The organism is Neobacillus sp. OS1-2 (assembly GCF_030915505.1).
Classification (GTDB): Bacteria; Bacillota; Bacilli; order Bacillales; family Cytobacillaceae; genus Neobacillus.
Genome location: NZ_CP133265.1, coordinates 3,288,572 through 3,307,250, shown reverse-complemented (window position 1 = coordinate 3,307,250; position 18,679 = coordinate 3,288,572). Strand labels below are relative to the sequence as shown.

At 38.6% G+C, this 18,679-nt stretch carries 19 protein-coding genes; 6 read left to right on the top strand and 13 right to left on the bottom strand.

Annotation, left to right across the window (positions count from 1 at the left end; genetic code table 11):
• Positions 1 to 18 precede the first annotated feature (18 nt).
• The gene (locus RCG19_RS16470; RefSeq protein WP_308111012.1) at positions 19 to 951 is read right to left on the bottom strand and encodes a beta-ketoacyl-ACP synthase III; all 933 of its coding nucleotides are present in this window, start codon (positions 949 to 951) and stop codon (positions 19 to 21) included.
• A 210-nt stretch (positions 952 to 1,161) separates the two neighbouring features.
• Here RCG19_RS16470 and RCG19_RS16465 point away from each other — a divergent pair, with 210 nt between their 5' ends.
• The gene (locus RCG19_RS16465; RefSeq protein ID WP_308108015.1) at positions 1,162 to 1,455 is read left to right on the top strand and encodes a hypothetical protein; all 294 of its coding nucleotides are present in this window, start codon (positions 1,162 to 1,164) and stop codon (positions 1,453 to 1,455) included.
• A 31-nt stretch (positions 1,456 to 1,486) separates the two neighbouring features.
• Here the strand turns inward: RCG19_RS16465 and RCG19_RS16460 are convergent, their stop codons facing one another.
• The 4 genes from RCG19_RS16460 to RCG19_RS16445 form a co-directional block, all read right to left on the bottom strand.
• The gene (locus RCG19_RS16460) at positions 1,487 to 1,681 is read right to left on the bottom strand and encodes a ComZ family protein (protein ID WP_374049552.1); all 195 of its coding nucleotides are present in this window, start codon (positions 1,679 to 1,681) and stop codon (positions 1,487 to 1,489) included.
• A 19-nt stretch (positions 1,682 to 1,700) separates the two neighbouring features.
• Entirely contained in the window at positions 1,701 to 2,648 is a 948-nt protein-coding gene (locus tag RCG19_RS16455; RefSeq protein ID WP_308108014.1) for a BMP family ABC transporter substrate-binding protein, read from the bottom strand.
• A gap of 200 nt (positions 2,649 to 2,848) precedes the next feature.
• The gene (locus RCG19_RS16450) at positions 2,849 to 3,682 is read right to left on the bottom strand and encodes a hypothetical protein (RefSeq protein ID WP_308108013.1); all 834 of its coding nucleotides are present in this window, start codon (positions 3,680 to 3,682) and stop codon (positions 2,849 to 2,851) included.
• A gap of 81 nt (positions 3,683 to 3,763) precedes the next feature.
• A complete protein-coding gene (locus tag RCG19_RS16445; RefSeq protein WP_308108012.1) occupies positions 3,764 to 4,486 on the bottom strand; it encodes a lipase family protein in 723 nt (240 codons plus the stop codon).
• Between the two features lie 184 nt (positions 4,487 to 4,670).
• Here RCG19_RS16445 and RCG19_RS16440 point away from each other — a divergent pair, with 184 nt between their 5' ends.
• On the top strand, positions 4,671 to 4,859 hold the full coding sequence (locus tag RCG19_RS16440; protein WP_166245842.1) for a YjzD family protein: 189 nt from the start codon (positions 4,671 to 4,673) through the stop codon (positions 4,857 to 4,859).
• Positions 4,860 to 4,913: 54 nt separating this feature from the next.
• On the opposite strand, the gene clpB is transcribed toward RCG19_RS16440, so the two are convergent.
• Positions 4,914 to 7,508, bottom strand: a complete 2,595-nt coding sequence (gene clpB, locus RCG19_RS16435; RefSeq protein ID WP_308108011.1) for an ATP-dependent chaperone ClpB — start codon at positions 7,506 to 7,508, stop codon at positions 4,914 to 4,916.
• A gap of 124 nt (positions 7,509 to 7,632) precedes the next feature.
• On the bottom strand, positions 7,633 to 7,812 hold the full coding sequence (locus RCG19_RS16430) for a YjzC family protein (RefSeq protein ID WP_308108009.1): 180 nt from the start codon (positions 7,810 to 7,812) through the stop codon (positions 7,633 to 7,635).
• Between the two features lie 270 nt (positions 7,813 to 8,082).
• On the opposite strand from RCG19_RS16430, the gene RCG19_RS16425 reads away from it, so the two are divergent.
• A complete protein-coding gene (locus tag RCG19_RS16425; RefSeq protein WP_242637844.1) occupies positions 8,083 to 8,775 on the top strand; it encodes a Crp/Fnr family transcriptional regulator in 693 nt (230 codons plus the stop codon).
• Between the two features lie 38 nt (positions 8,776 to 8,813).
• Here RCG19_RS16425 and RCG19_RS16420 read toward each other — a convergent pair whose 3' ends face one another.
• From RCG19_RS16420 to glp, 3 genes are all read right to left on the bottom strand, one after another.
• Positions 8,814 to 9,542 carry a YwiC-like family protein gene (locus tag RCG19_RS16420; RefSeq protein WP_308108008.1) on the bottom strand — a complete coding sequence of 243 codons (729 nt, stop codon included), beginning with the start codon at positions 9,540 to 9,542 and terminating at the stop codon, positions 8,814 to 8,816.
• Positions 9,543 to 9,662: 120 nt separating this feature from the next.
• The gene (gene mobB, locus RCG19_RS16415) at positions 9,663 to 10,199 is read right to left on the bottom strand and encodes a molybdopterin-guanine dinucleotide biosynthesis protein B (protein ID WP_308108007.1); all 537 of its coding nucleotides are present in this window, start codon (positions 10,197 to 10,199) and stop codon (positions 9,663 to 9,665) included.
• Complete coding sequence (gene glp, locus RCG19_RS16410; protein WP_308108006.1) at positions 10,187 to 11,452, bottom strand: molybdopterin molybdotransferase MoeA; 1,266 nt, start codon at positions 11,450 to 11,452, stop codon at positions 10,187 to 10,189. Before glp ends, mobB begins: the two co-directional genes overlap by 13 nt.
• 235 nt (positions 11,453 to 11,687) lie before the next feature.
• Here glp and ric point away from each other — a divergent pair, with 235 nt between their 5' ends.
• Together ric and RCG19_RS16400 are read left to right on the top strand one after the other, a co-directional pair.
• Complete coding sequence (ric, locus tag RCG19_RS16405) at positions 11,688 to 12,386, top strand: iron-sulfur cluster repair di-iron protein (protein ID WP_308108005.1); 699 nt, start codon at positions 11,688 to 11,690, stop codon at positions 12,384 to 12,386.
• Between the two features lie 972 nt (positions 12,387 to 13,358).
• The gene (locus RCG19_RS16400) at positions 13,359 to 14,024 is read left to right on the top strand and encodes a DNA-binding response regulator (RefSeq protein ID WP_308108004.1); all 666 of its coding nucleotides are present in this window, start codon (positions 13,359 to 13,361) and stop codon (positions 14,022 to 14,024) included.
• A gap of 327 nt (positions 14,025 to 14,351) precedes the next feature.
• On the opposite strand, the gene moaA is transcribed toward RCG19_RS16400, so the two are convergent.
• Positions 14,352 to 15,368, bottom strand: coding sequence for a GTP 3',8-cyclase MoaA (gene moaA, locus RCG19_RS16395; protein WP_308108003.1), 1,017 nt, complete (start codon positions 15,366 to 15,368; stop codon positions 14,352 to 14,354).
• Between the two features lie 351 nt (positions 15,369 to 15,719).
• On the opposite strand from moaA, the gene RCG19_RS16390 reads away from it, so the two are divergent.
• A complete protein-coding gene (locus tag RCG19_RS16390) occupies positions 15,720 to 16,418 on the top strand; it encodes a Crp/Fnr family transcriptional regulator (protein ID WP_308108002.1) in 699 nt (232 codons plus the stop codon).
• 49 nt (positions 16,419 to 16,467) lie between these two features.
• On the opposite strand, the gene RCG19_RS16385 is transcribed toward RCG19_RS16390, so the two are convergent.
• Positions 16,468 to 17,595 (bottom strand): TIGR04053 family radical SAM/SPASM domain-containing protein, encoded by a 1,128-nt coding sequence (locus tag RCG19_RS16385; RefSeq protein WP_308108001.1) that lies wholly within the window; start codon positions 17,593 to 17,595, stop codon positions 16,468 to 16,470.
• 204 nt (positions 17,596 to 17,799) lie between these two features.
• On the bottom strand, positions 17,800 to 18,660 hold the full coding sequence (locus RCG19_RS16380; protein WP_308108000.1) for a DegV family protein: 861 nt from the start codon (positions 18,658 to 18,660) through the stop codon (positions 17,800 to 17,802).
• Positions 18,661 to 18,679: the final 19 nt, after the last annotated feature.

The window sequence follows — 18,679 nt, the reverse complement described above, 5'->3', positions numbered from 1 at the left end:
TAGGGGACTTCCGCTTTTCTATTTACCCCAGCGAATGGCAATTGCACCCCATGTTAGACCGCCGCCAAAGCCCACCATGACAATTAGATCATCATCTTTAATTTTCCCTGCTTCTACTTCTTCAATTATAGAAATCGGTATCGATGCTGAAGAGGTATTCCCATATTTATTAACTGTTTTGGACATTTTTTCTTCTGGAAGCTCTAATCTTTGCCTAGAAGCCTCCATAATGCGAATATTCGCTTGATGCGGAATAAGGAAATCCACATCCTCTTTTGTTAAACCTGCCTTCTCCAGAACATGAACGCAGCTCTCGCCCATCTGACGAACCGCAAATTTAAACACTTCGCGTCCATTCATAATGATATATTCATCTTGGTAAAGGTGTTTTGCACCTGTGCCATCTGCACCAAGTTCAAAGGATAGAATTCCTCGGTTTTCTGAAACTGGGCCAATGATTGCTGCGCCAGCACCGTCCCCAAATAATACAGCAGTGTTGCGGTCATTCCAGTCGGTAATTTTAGAAAGCTTTTCAACCCCGACTACAAGCACGTATTTATAGACATGGGATTCAATAAATTGTTTTGCTGTGACAATCCCATACATAAAGCCAGCGCAAGCCGCACTTACATCCATTGCCGCTGCTTTTTTTGCCCCTAATCTCTCTTGAATCCTGCAGGCAACGGATGGAAACGGCGAATCTGGAGTAACTGTTGCAACTAGAATTAAATCAATTTCTTCAGCAGTAATTCCTGCATCCTGTATAGCCTTTTGAGCGGCAGCAAACGCCATGTCCGATGTATTTACATCGTCAGCAGCAATTCGTCGCTGTTCAATTCCTGTTCTGGTTCTGATCCATTCATCAGATGTATCCATCATTTTTTCTAAATCTTGATTAGTGACAATCTTTTCAGGTAAATACCTGCCCATTCCGACAATACCCGCTCTCATAAATTCCAGCTCCTTTTGTTTGGCTACCATTCACCTATATCCTAACGATTAATATCAATTATTATGACTTGGTACTAATTTTATCAAATTAAACCTACTTTAAGCAACTGTTTCTTCCTACTTCATTCTGACTCCGCTAATGTACTTTCCTTTTATTCGTTTAGTCATATTCTATTATAAAAAGGTACTTTAAAAAAGGAGGGCAATAAAATGGATAATCTGAAGCAAGAGGAGCAAAGCTCGATTTTCTCAGAAACACAAGTGGAGTCCCAGGAGTATACTAAGCAAGATCGCTTCACTAGTTTTATGTTTGGTTCCAGAAGTGAACATCATCAACAGATCCATCCCCATCATCAACACCAAGAACCAAAGCAAAACCAATCCACTATCAATTATGAGGAGCTAATGTTGAATATTGATACCCTGTATGAATCTGTTCGGGGACTTAAGCCGTTATTCGATAAAATATATCCCTTCATCGAACAATTTTGGAAAAAGAAATAAGCTGCCAACTATTAATGGGCAGCTTATTTTATCATTCGTTTTTAGCTAGGGCATCTGCTCTGCCAAGTTCATAGGCTTCTTGCATAACCTTTGTAAACAGATCCATAAATGGCTGAATTAACTCCATTGATAATTCAACTCCCGCCTGATCTAATTGATCTTTGGCTTCCGGTAAGTATTTCATCGCAATTTGCATAAATTGAAGTGTCTTATCTTGATTAATCATATGTACTCCTTAAAATAATTTATTTAGGCAGTTTACCTGTTTTCTTATATTGATCAATTTGTTTGTTCATATTTTCGATAAAATCTTTAGGGACCAATGGACTAAATTTTCCCAGTGAAATAACATTATCTTGAAAATCAAATGAAAGGTTACCTGATTTTAACTTGCCTTCGTTGTATTGTGCCGCTACCTTTTCATACAATGCGTCCACCTGCTGAAGAGTGCTTGTTAATACGGTTGATTCACCTAAGTCTGATTGGTCCGAAACATAGCCAATCACATAAGAACCATTCTCCTTAACTTGCTCGATAACGGGTACATTAAAACCATCACCAGCCGGATAAACCACATCGACACCATTTTCTAACATTTGATGTGCCAATTGAGTGGCTCTTGTCTCATCATCCCAATTTCCAACGTATTCTATACTTACAGTTGTGTTTTTATTTTCAGCTAATGCCCCTTGATAAAAACCTTCAATTTCCGGCTGCCATTCATATGCTGCTAAAACACCTACTTTATTGGTTTTAGACATATGTGCCGCAACCATTCCACCAAAAAAGCCCATCGCATGTGCTTTAAAGTTAAGACTGGTTGTGTTGGACGTCTTGGCATCACCATTGAAACTGACGAAATGGATTTTTGGATGGTCTTTCGAAATTGTATTAAAGTATTCCGCATACTCCGAACCATGCCCAAAGATTAGATTAACACCTTTTTGCTCAAATTCCTCTACTGCCCGTTCAACAACGGCTTGTGAATTCATTCCTTCTTTATAAAATACATCCACATTAAATTTGGACTGTATTTTTAACATTCCTTTGTAGCCTTTTGTTCCCCATACTTGGTCATTAATTGTTTCTGGAACCAACAAGCCCACCTTCTGTAATTTACCCGGCGTTTTTGTTTCCCCGCAAGCTCCAAGTAAAAGAAGACATAAAAGAATGATTCCGAAACGGTTAAACATTCCATGCAACTCCTTTATATGGCCGCCACTTCTAATACATGCTTCTCACTGTTTTAAGGGATCAAATAGTGAACCTAAACTAGTAAAGAAATCGTCTATTTTCCTTATATTCTAACCTTTGAGCAGGGAAATGGAAAGACAAATTTCCTTCATTTCTACATACAACTACCCTAGTACGACATGAATTATCATTTTTTTTACTAATTTTTAGAATATAAACGTTGGACAAGGTCCATTTGTTTTGAGATGGATTCTGCAATGGGTGTTACTTTTCCAACAGATACGACATCAATTTGGTGATCAACTGACAATGGTACAAAGCGATGCTTCCGGATTAATTCACTATCTATTTGAAGATAATCGGCGCACACTTCCCAATAATTCTGCTTTCCGCTTTCTAGTATGAAATTCCCGTGATGACCGGTTTCAATTGTTTTTATGATCGTCCTGGCGGCATCCTCAACAAATAGAACATCACCTGTCCATTCTCTCTCAGCTATTATAATGTCTTGCTTAATCCATTTTGATAAAATAGCCTGTTGATATAGATAGGACGATGGCTGCCACGGTCCATAAACAGCAGGTAAATAAACCATCTGAATGTTTTTGCAACATCCTTTTATTCGTTCGATAAATGTCTCAATAGTCTTTTCTTGTTCCCCCCTAAGCATTTGGATGGGAAGTATGAATACTATATTCGCCTTGTTATGATAATCCTTTATACATTGGATGATTGGGCTTATCGTCTTTTCCTTCTGTAAAACCATTTCTTTGTTTTGCATATACAAATCATAGATTGAAAATAGGAAAGTGATTGGTGTCGTGCCTTCCTCTCGTATCGGTTTCAACTCAGATAAGAACCGTTCGCTAAAATTAGCATTCCTCCCCACCTCAAGTCGCTTTTCCTCAAGGAATGGACTATCTTCCGCCCCATCAATTTGGATTCCAGTCACCTCTACACCATTATTCAGAAGCGTTTTGCATGCATGAAAACTAACAAATTCATATATTCCAAAGATAATAACCTTGTCCATTTGAAATTCCTCCCCAAACTTGCTTTATTGAATCCTATGCAATTCATTTATGAAATATTTCCTTTTGGGGAGGAACCAAATTTAAAGTACAGTTTCATGACTGGTCAAAAACTTTATGAATATTTTCCCGAGTTGTGGTTTTTTTTCTGGAAGAATATAAGTAGGATTAATTTCTGGAGACTTGATAATCTGTTGGTATAGTTTTGATTGCGTATACGATTTTCCACCAGCTAGGACATGAATAATCTTAACTGGACAATCGAACTCCAGGTGAACAATATCTTCCAAATTGAAAATGGTTCTTTCAATTTGAGCTTGCTCCATATCGTAAGCGATCGTTAATTCTCTCATTAACTTTTTATAAAAAAATTTGTGCTCCTTTTCCTGTTCAAGATGGTACTTTAAAGACAGGATCGGGTTAAGCATGATTACCGACCTTATGTTGCCCTTCATTTTTTCCAATAACTTGACTGCAATGAGCGCCCCCATACCTTCAGCCAAAATGTGGATCTTATCATTAAGGATCTCGCTTCTTATCACGTGGTGGTATAATCTTTGAGCGAGTTCGACAGCACTTTGGCTCCCCCAATTTCGTCCATGAAGATTTGAGGAAAAAATGGTGTACCCTGCATCCTTTAGTTCATTGATTATGGCCAGTTTTCCTTCGTTTTGCGTCCAAAAGCATTTGCTCTCATCTACAAAATGTCTTTCATCACCGATGATTAAGATCCCAAATCCTGTTGGCTTTTCGGGATAATGAATGATATTCCATTGGGCATCCATCTGAAAGTTGCGATTTTCCATCGATAAATCTCCTTTTACATATTTCCTCAACATATTGTATGTCATTTCACAAAAGATGAAAGGGAGTTTGCCCATTTTTCAGATTTTACTCAAAAAGTTAAACAGAAATTCATTTTCCCTATATTTTTTTTCTATCGTATGGTACTATTATAACTAATGTAAAATAGGGTAGAGGTGAAAAATAGTGCGATTCTTTTGGACTTTTTTCTGGTCTTTTCTTTTAGTGCAAATGCTTACATACGTCGTTAGCTCGATGACTCCTGGTGCTAAATTTGAATTTATGCCTGGTTTTGTTGTTTCTTTGGGAGTAACCGTTTTAATTTACATTGCTGCTGCTGTGATTCCTAATGAACCTGTGGAAAAGCATTCCTAATTCATAATGGGGAAAAAAGGTCTTCCGTTTATACTGGATGACCTTTTTTATTATTTACAGGACTTTCACAGCGACTTCCCCATTTTCTATCATGATTGCGACTGTCGATTGATCATGTACCCGACCGGCTATAATTTCACGTGCGAGCTTTGTCTCGATATTCCGTTGGATATATCGTTTTAGTGGTCTTGCCCCATAAATAGGATCAAATCCATTAACAGCAATGAATTCCTTCGCATCCTCACTAATCGAGATATTAATTTGTTGCTGTTTAAGCCTGTTTTCCAGTTCCTTCATCATTTTTACTACTATATTTTTTATTTCCGGTAATGATAACGATTTAAATAAGATAATCTCATCAATACGATTTAAGAATTCCGGCCGGAAATGGGCTCGTAACTGGCTCATTACTTTATCTCTTGTTCCATCCGAAATTTCAATTTCATTTTCACTTCTTTCAAGTAAAAAGTGGGAGCCGATATTGGAAGTCATAATAATAACGGTGTTTTTAAAATCTACTACCCGGCCTTGGGAATCCGTGATTCGACCATCATCGAGTGCTTGTAAAAGAATATTAAATACCTCCGGATGGGCTTTTTCGATTTCATCCATTAAAATCACCGAATATGGTCTTCGTCTTACGGCCTCTGTCAGCTGCCCGCCCTCTTCATAACCGACATAACCTGGAGGTGCACCGATTAGGCGTGATACCGCATGCTTTTCCATATATTCGGACATATCTATGCGAATAATTTGTTCTTCACTATCAAATAATGACTCGGCCAATGCCTTAGCCAGCTCGGTTTTCCCTACACCTGTCGGCCCTAAAAATAAAAACGATCCGATTGGCCTATTTGGATCTTTTATTCCTGCGCGTGCTCGAAGGACAGCATCCGCAACCAAGTTTACGGCCTCATTTTGTCCTATGACTCTTTCGTGCAGTATGGATTCCAATTTCAACAGTTTTTCCCGCTCTCCTTCAACAAGCTTAGAAAGGGGGATCCCCGTCCATCTTGAGACGATAGTTGAAATTTCCTCACCCGTCACTTCTTCTCGAAGCAAACGGTCATCCTTTGCCGCTCCACTTTCTAATTCATTTAGTTCCTTTTCTGCCATTGGTATTTGCCCATGGCGAAGTTCAGCGGCCCGGTTTAAATCATATTTATCTTCTGCCACCTGAAGCTCTCTACGGAGCTTTTCGAGCTGCCCCCTTTTATCCTGCACCTTCTGGATACTTTGCTTTTCTAGGAGCCATTTTGCCTTCATGGCATTTTCCTGTTCTTTAAGATCGGCAAGTTCCTTGATGAGCGCCTTAAGCCTTATTTTGCTTCCCTCATCACTTTCTTTTCGTAAAGCTGCCTCCTCAATTTCAAGCTGCATAACCCTGCGTGTCACTTCATCCAGTTCAGTTGGCATGGAATCAATTTCGGTGCGAATCATCGCACATGCTTCATCGACAAGATCAATCGCTTTATCAGGCAAAAAACGGTCAGTAATATAACGGTCTGAGAGAGTGGCTGCCGCCACAAGGGCACGATCATGAATTTTCACTCCATGGTGCACCTCAAACCGTTCCTTTAATCCTCTCAAAATGGAAATTGTATCTTCTACATTTGGTTCCTGAACAAGTACCTGTTGAAATCTTCGCTCAAGGGCCGGATCCTTTTCAATATATTTTCTGTGTTCATCAAGTGTTGTCGCTCCGATGCAATGTAGTTCCCCGCGTGCAAGCATCGGCTTTAACATGTTGCCGGCATCCATCGCTCCTTCTGTTTTTCCTGCACCGACGATTGTATGAATTTCATCAATGAACAGCAAAATTTGCCCTTCACTTTTTTTAATCTCATTTAAAACGGCTTTTAATCTTTCTTCAAATTCTCCTCTAAATTTTGCCCCAGCGATTAAGGAACTCATGTCCAATGAAAAAATCGTCTTATCTTTTAGTCCTTCCGGGACATCCTTTCTGACGATCCGTTGTGCCAATCCTTCCACAATCGCCGTTTTCCCTACCCCCGGTTCGCCGATTAAAACTGGATTATTCTTCGTTTTTCTAGATAAAATTCGAATAACATTCCGGATCTCTGTATCCCTGCCGATGACCGGATCCATTTTCCCTGCCCTTACTTCGGCAACAAGGTCTCTGCCGTATTTTTTAAGAGCCTCATATCCTGCTTCGGGATTTTGTGATGTCACTCTTTGGTTCCCCCTTATTTCTTTTATTGCCTTTAAAATCATTTCCGGTGTTAGCCCAAATGCTTGGATCATTTTTTTCATGGCTGAATCATTCGCATAGGCTGCCGCTAATAGAAAATGCTCAACCGAAATATAATCATCTGCAAATTTAGAGGCAAACTCTTCCGCACTAACCAATAACTTTTGCAGCTTTGCCGTTATATAAAGTTTTCCCTGTTCAATCCCGCTCCCGGTAACTTGAGGTTTTTTGGCTAGTGAATCCAATAGCGTTTTCTGCACTTTATCAGAGGGCAACCCTGCCTTATCAAAAATCGTTTTAATGAGACTATCCTCTTGATCCAAAAGCGTCAAAAATAAATGCTGTTCATCTATTTCTTGATGATTTTCTCTAATCGCCAGGGTCTGGGCATCCATAATTCCTTTTTGCAATCGCTCCGTCATTCGGTTTAAGTCCAATTTCCTCACTCCTTTTTGACCATTATTGACCTATTTGATTTCATTATAAATCAAATGCTAAATAGAAGTAAAATTTTGGACAAGGAAAAAGTCATCCGAATTAGATGACTTTTTGTATATCTCATTAAGGTTTCCGCTTATATGTCCAAACTCGTTCATCATTCGATGTTTCTGGGAATGGATCTCCCGCTTTCAGCTTGATCATTTTAGGATGGAGTACATTATCTCCGGTATCTCCAACTTCAATATATATACCATTATTCGGAGCCTTTTTTCCTGATTTAAACTGATGATTTTGTCCCACTTTCTTCCCTCCTTCATTTACATCTTTATTATTTCCATTTTGGTCATGTCCATTATAGGAATTTCTTTCAAATTCCAACAATAGTCGACAATATTTCCTGAGAAATATGTCATGGCTTTTTTAGTTTTTGACGATTGTATGAACTTATTCCACATTTATTGCTAATTATTCTTTGTTAACAATATAATTATAGTAATATCCTGTAATTTCGAACTTGACTGGCATTTATTTTTTCAAAAATCATTCGTACCTGTAAAGGTGGTTAGTTGTATGCAGTCGGTAAAAGAAATGCCCGTAACGTTGTCACATCTCTTTGACACGGTTCATCATATGAAAAAGATTGAAAAAGGATCTTTTCTGTTTCAGGAAGGTTCGCTTGCGGATGAATTGTATATCATGCAAAGCGGGATCCTGCAAATTAGTAAGATTATTCCTGACGGTAGAGAACTTACGTTAAGAATGTGCTCTAAAGGGGATTTTGTAGGTGAATTAAATTTATTCTCCCCTTCTTCTCGTTATTTATTAAGTGCCCGTGTCATCGAAAGTGGAGAAGTAGCCGTTATCATGAAAGATACCCTTGAGGAAAAACTCTCGCAAAATCTCCCACTTTCATTTGAATTCATAAAATGGATGAGTCTGCAATATCGGAAAACACAAACCAAGTTTCGTGATTTAGTTCTTCACGGCAAGAAGGGGGCCTTGTATTCAACCTTAATCCGAATTAGTAATAGTTATGGGGTTAAAACAAACAGAGGAATTTTGATCGAATTACCTTTGACAAATCAAGAACTGGCCAATTTCTGCGGCACCTCAAGAGAAGTCGTCAATCGACTTCTTAGCGAATTGCGAAAAGCCGGAATCATTTCCAGCGACAAAGGGTCAATTACTATTCACGACCTAGATTATTTAAAACGAGAAATCGATTGCGAGGAATGTCCGATTGAAATTTGTAAAGTTGACTAAAAAGAGAAACAAAAAAATCGGTCATTTTGACCGATTTTTTATTTTAAAAGGATGTGTTGAATGGTGATTAAAATGAAGAAAATGGCTGAATTGATAATTTCGTAAATCCCAATTTGTTTAGGAGATAACTTTTTACCGTAAAAGATAATGGCTCGAAATAAACTAGGAATATAAGCAATTGCCGCAATCCAAAAGCCGGATGCAATCCATGCTATGACTAACAGTATGTGGTAAATCCAAGAAATCCATTTGAATGTGGTATTTTTCTTTTCTCTTATCATCGATTTTACATAAAAAGTACAGCCGATAAAAAAGAGCACGGATGTTAGAAAGGGTGAAATAATGGTTTCAAATCCAATAACGCCCTGTCCTAAAAAACTGCTTGCCAAGCCTGCAATCGAAAAAGCAAAAATGGCACTTATATCATTCATAAAGGCCCGGTCTTGATTTCTTGAAGTATAATATGCGTTTATCGTAAAAAACGGAATCATCAGAAGGCCAAAGAAAACAATTGAAGGCCTTTCTATGAGTGGTATCAGTAATAGCAATAAGGCTGGTATCATATAAATGAGCGTCCACTTTGTGTAAAAAGAGAGTTTTTTCTTTTTAAATAAAAGGAGCATCGGATAGGTTGCCAAATACAATAAAAGCCAGCCAAGAAAAAACGGAATATGCTGCCACAAAAATCCCCCATCCATCACACCTAGCCAAAAAGGGATGATCAACATTGCCCAAGCACCATGTTGTTTCGGTAAAAATAACTTCATCTCTTTCACTCCTTATTCCTACTTAGCAATACTATAAGATAGCAACAAGAATTAATAAGTGAAGAGCGTCACATGATCATGCAAAAAAGAAGGCTTTTGCCTTCTCTTTTCAATAATTTGTCACTCTTTATGGGCACGTTCCTCGATGAATTGCACTGTCCAACCAATTGCTGCTTCATCAGATATGTGAAAAAACGGCACATCCAATTTGGTAAATATAAGCTCCTTGATTTCTTCTTTCCAGTACACCACGGCTTGAACATTGTTGACTATGTCTACTAAGGGTAAATCCTGTTTAGCCCTTATCAATAAAAGCTTTGGATAATCTTCCAGTTTAAACCCTTCAACTAAAACGACATCTGGCTGAAAGAATCTCATCATTTTGATTTGTTCTTCAAGACCATATTTACATTGCTCTGCTTGTAGAATCAATCTGCCGTTTCCTTCAACAAGGGACGCAATCGCACCTGCTGTTAGATGTTTGGTAGAATCCTTTTGCACTGCCACATCCGGTTTGCCGCCATGTCCATGATGTTTTATCGTCACCGTTTTTAATCCACGCTTGGTCAGTGTATCAATCAGTTTGGATGTAATTGTTGTTTTACCGCTATTTTGATAACCAACCACCTGAAAAATAATCGGTCTTACCAAGGCCACTCACTACCAACCTGATCATCAAGTAATAGAACGTCTACCTCGCTGCCTGCTGCAAAACCTCTTGTGCCGCCGGGAAGAATCATTAATGAGTTGGCACCGGCAAGGCTCATGATGATGTTTGATTTGTCCAGACCGCTTGGGGTTGCTCTAAGTCTGCCATCCTCGATGAATGTAGAACTGCGAACAAACCTTGTAAATGGATTAGCTTTCAGAAAGTCGACCTCTAGTACAGCCTTTTCTTTCCTTAAATGCGGCTTTTTGGAAAAAAGCAGCGTTCTGATAATTGGTCGTGCAAACAATTCAAAGCCAACATAGCAAGCTGAAGGATTGCCAGAAAGGCCAAAGAGGATTTTCCCATTATATCCGGCAACTGTTGTTACACTTCCAGGGCGCATGGCTACTTTATTAAAGAATACTTCTGCACCCAGCTTTTCATAAATGGCTGGCAGATAATCAAAATCACCAACGGATACTCCACCAGTGGTAATTAATAAATCCACTTTGTTTAATGCATTTTTTACCGCGTCAAAGCATGTATCAAATTCATCAGGGAGTTTTCCAAAATATTGAACCATGCCGCCCACTCTTTCGATTTGAGCCGCTATCATATGAGAATTGCTATTGCGAATTTTCCCAGGGACTAAGGCTTCTTCCACCTCTAATAGCTCTGTTCCGGTTGCAAATAATCCGACAAGTGGTTTTTTGGCTACGGGTACATCCTTATAGCCAAAAGTAGCGAGCATGGCTTGGATACCTGGATTAATTACTATCCCTTTTTTTACTAACACTGCTCCTTCTTTTGCGTCCTCCCCCGCAAATGAAACATTATCACCTTTGTTAAAACTTCGTTTAATCGACATAAAGGGGACGCCATTTTTTTCGTAGTCTTGTGCGACCTCGAACATGACGACTGCGTCAGTTCCCTCAGGCATCATCGCTCCTGTCATAATACGAACAGCTTGATTTGATCCGACAACCTTTATAGAAACCATTCCAGCACCAATATGATCTATCACTTCAAATTCGATAGGGTTTGACAGCGACGCCTCCCGTGTATCAATTGATCTAACGGCAAAGCCATCATACGGTGCCCTGTCAAAATGAGGTACATCGCTGGTTGCCATTAAATCCTCTGATAAGAAACGGCCAAAACTCTCATTTATTGAAACATATTCCGTTACACCCTGTAATTGGTGTTCCATTATTTTTTCAACTGCTTCTCCAATCGGAATCGGTTTTCTTCTTTCTATCAACTTCATCAGCTCCTGCCTAAATCGGTTCAATTTTCAACTATGTATAAATAGTAAAAGGGCTACTATTCATTATAAGTCTATAAAAACCTTGCAAACATATCAAATGTCACAAACTAAAAGAAAAAATGAAAAATTCATAGCGGATGTGTGATGCAGGTCACCTAATTAAGATTCATTTTCAATTATGATGAAGTCAGAACATAGCTACCATTAAAAATTTCAGGAGGCTTATACCATGACTTTTACCATTACCGAAAATTCATTAGTTAAAGATATTGTAAACGAATTACCAAAAACAAGTGACGTATTCAAAAAGAACCGTATCGATTTTTGCTGTGGCGGAAATATTCCGTTAACACAAGCAGTGGCACAAAACGGCCTTAATATGGACTCTCTCTTGGAGGAATTAAGGGATGTTTTTGCAAAATACGAAAACACAGAGAAAGATGTAGAGGTTTGGACTGATTCAGATTCAAACACCATCATCGATCATGTCATTACAAATTATCATCGTGTATCGGAAGAAGAATTAAAGAATCTCAGCCCTTATGTAACAAAGGTATCACGTGTACATGGCGACAACCATCCAGAACTATTAAAAGTGAATGAACTGTTTTATGAATTCAAAAAGGAATTAATTGAGCATATGGAAAAGGAAGAAGCCATTGTATTCCCGTTAATTAAACAGCTTGCTGATGGGACAGTTGAAAATCGTGAAGAAGCTATAAATATGATTGTTGAGCTTGAAAAGGAACACGACCATGCAGGCGAGATTTTAAGACAAATCCGTGAAGTAACAGCAGACTTCGAACTTCCATTGGATGCTTGTGGAACGTACCGTTTAGTTTATGCACGCTTGGAAGCATTAGAAGGATTAACCTTCATGCATGTTCATCTTGAAAACAATATTTTATTCCCTCGTTATATTGCCTAATAAACAACAGCCTGTTAATCATAATAAAGGGTTTTGTTTTCGAGTACTTTCTTAATAAAAAACACAAGAAAAGACGTATGAATTGGCATACGTCTTTTCTATATTTAAAATGCTGCTGATTCCCAACATCTAGGAGCAAGAGAGGCCGCTCTTATCGGTTGGGGGATCAGGTTAAGCACCCTATCAAATAAATAGTCGGAAAAATTCCACTTAATTAGTAATTTTTATTAAAAAAGGCTGAAACAGACGGAGAGATTCCGCCTATTGACTTGAAAAACGTGAAAATGAGGGATTTTGCTTTTCATAGTCGGAAAGCCTCCCCTTATTTACCCCGAAACGAGCTCAGATCTGCATTTAACCGGAAAATCTCCGCTTACTTTTGCTGGTTAATCGATTAAAGATAAGACATCTTATTTTAATGGGATGAGTTTGATCCCAAAATCCAAGAGTCCCTTATTTTGACGAATTACGGCTAACCATACCATAAGTATATGAGGTTTTTAGACAAATCCCTCTACTTAAGGTTGGGGAGGCTAGAACGTATTAAGTTTTTTAGTGGTAATAGAAATGATATGAATAGTATTGTCGAAAGAAAGAAAATGGATTGACAAATGTATGAATTCTATTAAACTAAAAATAGTTCTACCCTCAAGTTTTTCTCAAAATATTCTTTTTATCCTATCTACTCCGCAAGTCTTTATTTGTTATTTTCAATTCTACAGTTGAAGCCACATTAAACCCCTTTTATCGCATTAATTCAAAAATCTGTTCGAAGTTCAAATCAATAAATAATGGAGATGATTCAGTCATGGCATCAAATGTATGCAAAATTTGATATTAGAGGAAATTGAGGAAGAACAGTTTCTAAAAGTTGGTAATGTTTGTCCACTGAATTTTGTTCAAATGCTAGACCGGATCTAGTTTATAAAGAGTGCTGAAAAATACATGACCATTGAATAGGAGAAGGATGCTATGGGTTTTGAAGAAGAATACCAGGCCTTTTTGAATGCTCACTCGCACGTAAGAACCGGTGAACGGTTGCGGCACTTACAAGAAGGTCACAATCAGGCCGAAATGTTGTTTTTGAAGCAAGTATGGTGGCCTTTATTTTACCATTTCAAGTATCTTCATCCAGAATATGAAGTCGATGATTTCAAGGATGGCAAAAGGTATTTGGATTTTGCTTATATTCGACCCGCCATCCGGATTTGCCTTGAGGTCGACGGGTATGGCCCTCATTTAAAGAACATAAGCAGATGGCAATTTTCTGACAACCTGGAACGCCAAAACCAATTGGTGATTGACGGATGGACCGTGATCCGCTTTTCTTATGACCAAGTGAACGATAAACCTCGTCGATGCCAACAGATTGTTCAACAAGTGATTGGCCAATGGTTAGGTAATGAACTGGACCAGACATCTCTGTCTCTTGCGGAAAAGGAAGTGCTTCGGCTAGCGATTCGAAAAGGAGAAACCATATCCCCTAAAGAGCTAGAGAAGTACTTGAAGCTAAGTGACAAGACGGTAAAAAAAGTACTTTCACAGCTAGTCGATAAAATGCTGCTGATTCCCGCATCTGGGATCAAGAGAGTCCGCTCTTATCGGTTGGGGGATCAGGTTAAGCACCCTATCAGATAAATAGTCGGAAAAATTCCACTTAATTAGTAATTATTATTAAAAAAGGCTGAAACAGACGGAGAGATTCCGCCTATTGACTTGAAAAACGTGAAAATGAGGGATTTTGCTTTTCATAGTCGGAAAGCCTCCCCTTATTTACCCCGAAACGAGCTCAGATCTACATTTAACCGGAAAATCTCCGCTTACTTTTGCTGGTTAATCGATAAAGGATAAGAAATCTTATTTAAATGGCCTTGAGTTTTATCTCAAAAATCCAAAAGTCCCTCTTTATGATGAATAATCACAAGCGGGCTTTTTTTTGCAAAAAACCCCCTCTTTAGAGAGGGGCTAGCCGCCAATATAGGACATTTCAATCTTTTTACGTGTTTTGTGTGTCTCTGCAGTTCTTTCATCTGAATATCTGTCATCACGGCCATTCCAAATGGCTGTAATCCGCTCAGCTATTTGCTCATCAGTTGCGCCATTTCTCATAAAATTCCGGATGTCGTGGCCATTTCCGTTAAATAAACAGGTGAAAATCTGACCATTTGCCGACAGGCGTGAACGCGTGCAGCTTGAGCAGAAGGATTCAGAAACGGATGTAATAAACCCAACATTCACGTCAGTATCTTTATAACGATAGAGTTTTGCTACTTCTCCATAATAAGCAGGGTCAACCGGTTCCATTTCGAAATGCTCTTTTAATAAATGATAAATCTGTTTTTTAGTAACAACATCATCCATCTTCCAACCGTTTGTTGCACCAACATCCATAAACTCGATATATCTGAGCTCTAAACCTTGATTTTTACAGTATTCTGCCATGGGGATGATTTCTGTATCATTTAACCCTTTTTTGACAACCATGTTGATTTTAACTCCAAGACCTGCTTGTTTTGCTGCTTCAATACCTTCCAATACAGGGCCGGTGCCTACACCGCGTCCGTTAATTTGACCAAACAATTCATCATTTAACGTATCAAGGCTGACATTTACTCTTTTAAGACCCGCCGCTTTTAACTCACTAGCAACTTTCGGAAGAAGGACTCCATTTGTTGTTAAACCGATGTCACTTAAGCCCTCAATTGCAGAAAGTTTTTTGACAAGAATCGGCATATCCTTACGCATGAGGGGCTCACCGCCAGTTAAGCGGATTTTTTCTACACCTAAACGAACAAATATTTTTCCCAACCGTTCTATCTCTTCATAGGTCAATAAGGAACTTCTAGGTAGAAATTCAAAATCTGGGCCGAATTGTTCTGCTGGCATGCAGTATTGACAGCGAAAATTACAGCGATCGATAACAGAAATTCTTAAGTCGCGTAATGGTCTACTTAATTTATCTTTAATAATGGTTTTTTCCATTCGTCTCAACTCCATTATTTTCAAAAGCTTTTTTATACTTAGTGTAACAAGAACTTACATAAAATACTGTTACTTTATTCACTACTTATATACCTTTCATTATTATTCTTATCTTAACAGATGTTTGTATATGATTAAACGATTGATTTTGGAAATCATTTTCTGCTATTTCTATCCCTCCATTCCATTTATACCATATGGTCTAACTTATTTTTTAATTTCCGTTGAAGTTTTCACTATATTGTCATTGTTTACTGGATTTTACCGACTAATCTTGAGATAAAATGTTACTAATGAACTTAATAAATTGAAATTGACTGGTATAGAAAAATCAGTTTGAGGTGATTTAAGATGACAGCGACAATGAAGCCAACTCATTCCATTGAGATAAAAGAACTACTTACATTTGCTGACCGGAAATTTAAAAGTGAAAGAGGAAGCTATCTATTTCAGGAAGGAATGTTAGCAGAAGAGCTATTCATTATTATTTCTGGCAAGATTCAAATCAGTAAAATTACTTCTGATGGCCGTGAACTTTCACTCAGAATTTGCAGCGCCAATGATATTTGCGGTGAATTAACACTTTTCACCGACAATCCGCGCTATCTATTAAGCGCAAAGGTGCTTGAAGAAGGGGAAATTGTTGCCATCAAAAAAGATGTGATAGAAAGTGAAATTTTCCAAAATAGTAAACTTGCCTTTGAGTTTATGAAATGGATGAGTGATCATTTCCGCAAAACGCAGACTAAATTTCGCGACCTTGTTTTAAATGGAAAACGGGGTGCCTTATTTTCTACGCTTATACGGATGTCCAACAGCTATGGGACCCCAAAAGGAAACGAAATCTTAATTGACCTGCCCTTAACCAATCAAGAACTGGCAAATTTCTGTGGTACCTCCCGTGAAAGTACCAATCGGATCCTTAGTGAGTTAAAGCGTGATAAGATTATTTCGATAAAAAAAGGAAAGATTTCTATTTTAGACCTGCAATATTTAAAAGATGAAATTGGCTGTGAAAATTGCTCAGCCGTCTATTGTAATATAGAATAATGCTAGTATTGACAAGGCTGTCTCAAATCATTGAGACAGCCTTGTTTTTCTAGTTTTGTGCTTGTTTTTCCCTTAGTACTTTCGGAACATACACGCAGAATGGTTCACTTTCAAGATAATCGCCTGTCATCGCAAACGCCCTTGATCTTGAACCCCCACAAACATAGCGAAATTCACAGACACCGCATTTTCCTTTAAATTCGTCTGGTTTTCGTAAGGCCTTAAAGATTGGCGATTCACGGTAGATCTCTGCTAATGGTGTCTCCCGAACATTCCCTGCCTTTACAGGCAGTAATCCGCTAGGATAAACATCACCGATATGGGAAATAAACACAAAGCCGTTACCGTCATTGACACCTTTAGGGGCACGTCCAAGTCCATCAATGGAACCTGTTAACCCTTTTTCTGTCAAAGCACTTAAATAATCGATTTCATCTGTCTGCGCCTTTGCTTCGCGCATTTTTTGCTGAATGACAACACGGCGGTAGTGCATCGCCTCTGTTGTCTTAATGTCGAATGGCACACGCTTGCTTAGGTCGTACAACCATCTGAGAACCTTTTCAGTTTCCACAGGTGAAACCATGTCAGTTACCTGCCCTCTTCCAGTTGGGACAAGAAAGAAGACACTCCAAAGCACGCATTTTAATTCCTCAACCAGTTTTGCCATCTCTTCAAGATGTTCATAATTGTATCTAGAAACAACCGTGTTAATTTGGATTGGCATTTCCAATTCGTGCAAATACTTAATTTTTTCCATGGTCAGATCAAACGAACCTGCTGTCCCGCGGAAATGGTCATGAATCTCGGCAGTTGGTCCGTCAAGACTAAAAGCCCATCGCGAGAGGCCGACTTCCTTTGCTTTCTGCATTGCCTCCATCGTTACATTCGGTGTAGCACTTGGCGTCATCGAAACCCGGACACCCTTTTGAACTGCATACTTGGCAATATCAAAAACATCTTCCCTCATCAAAGGGTCGCCACCTGTAAAGACAAGGATGGGATTATTCATATCGTATATTTGATCGATTAGATTTTTGCCTTCTTCAAATGTTAATTCGCGTGGATCCCTTGCATATTGCGCATCTGCACGACAATGCAGGCATTTTAATTGGCAAGCACGTGTCAGCTCCCATATAACGATAAATGGATCTTTATTAAAATCTCGGTTAAAAGACAAGTGAAACGCCCCCTAAAAAACAGCTTTTTCAAACGCAAACAGCCTTTATACTCTGTATTATAAACGTGTCTATGTTTGAAAAAAGTGAACTACCTCACAGACTAGGGGGCATATATGTCCGAAATGTGAAAGCTATAAGAAAAGCGCAGGAGCTGGACAATTTTCAAAGTCGAAATTTTATCATGCTTTATCTTTTAAAAAAATTTAGGAAGGCAGCTTGTTTAAAAAGAATATTGAAATGGTCCCAGGTCCCGTGTGCGCCCCAATAGCTGAGCCAATCGAGGAAATATACACCTCTTTCGGATTAAATTCCTCTTCGAACATCGCTTTTACTTCCAAAGCCGTTTCAAGATTATCTGCATGGCTGATGCTAATGACCTGCTCCTGCAAATTAGACCCTCGCTCGTTCATGATTTCAATGATTCGGCGAAATACTTTCTTTTTCCCTCTGATTTTTTCAATAGGAACAAGTTTCCCTTCTTCCATATTTAAAATCGGCTTAATATTTAATAATCCACCTAAAAACGCTGAAGCTTTCGAAACCCTGCCGCCTTTTGCCAAATAATCTAAATCCTCTACTGTAAAAATATGCTCCATGTGCTCGCTTCTAAATAGGACATCTTCTAAAATTTTTTCTTTCGTCACGTTATTTGCCGCGAGCCTCGCTGCTTCTTGAACAATCAGTCCAATTCCAAGTGATGCACATTTCGTATCAACTATCGTTATTTGTAGGTTTGGATATTTTTCCTTGACTTGGTCAAGAATCATAACAGCGGTTGAATATGTACCGGACAATGCGGAAGAAAAGGCAATATAAATTCCTTCTTCATTTTTTTCTGCCATTTCTGTAAAAACTTTTTCAAACAAAAGTGGGGACACTTGAGATGTTTTTGGTATGACACCACTGCGGATGGCATCATACACCATTTTTGGATCAATGGTTTTTACATCCTCATATTCTTGTTCATTAATTTCAACCTTTAAGGGAAATAACGTAACATGATTTTCTTCATAAAAACTTTTTGGTAAATCACATGCGCTGTCAGCGAGTATTTTTACCGGCATGAAGCTCACCTCATTCATA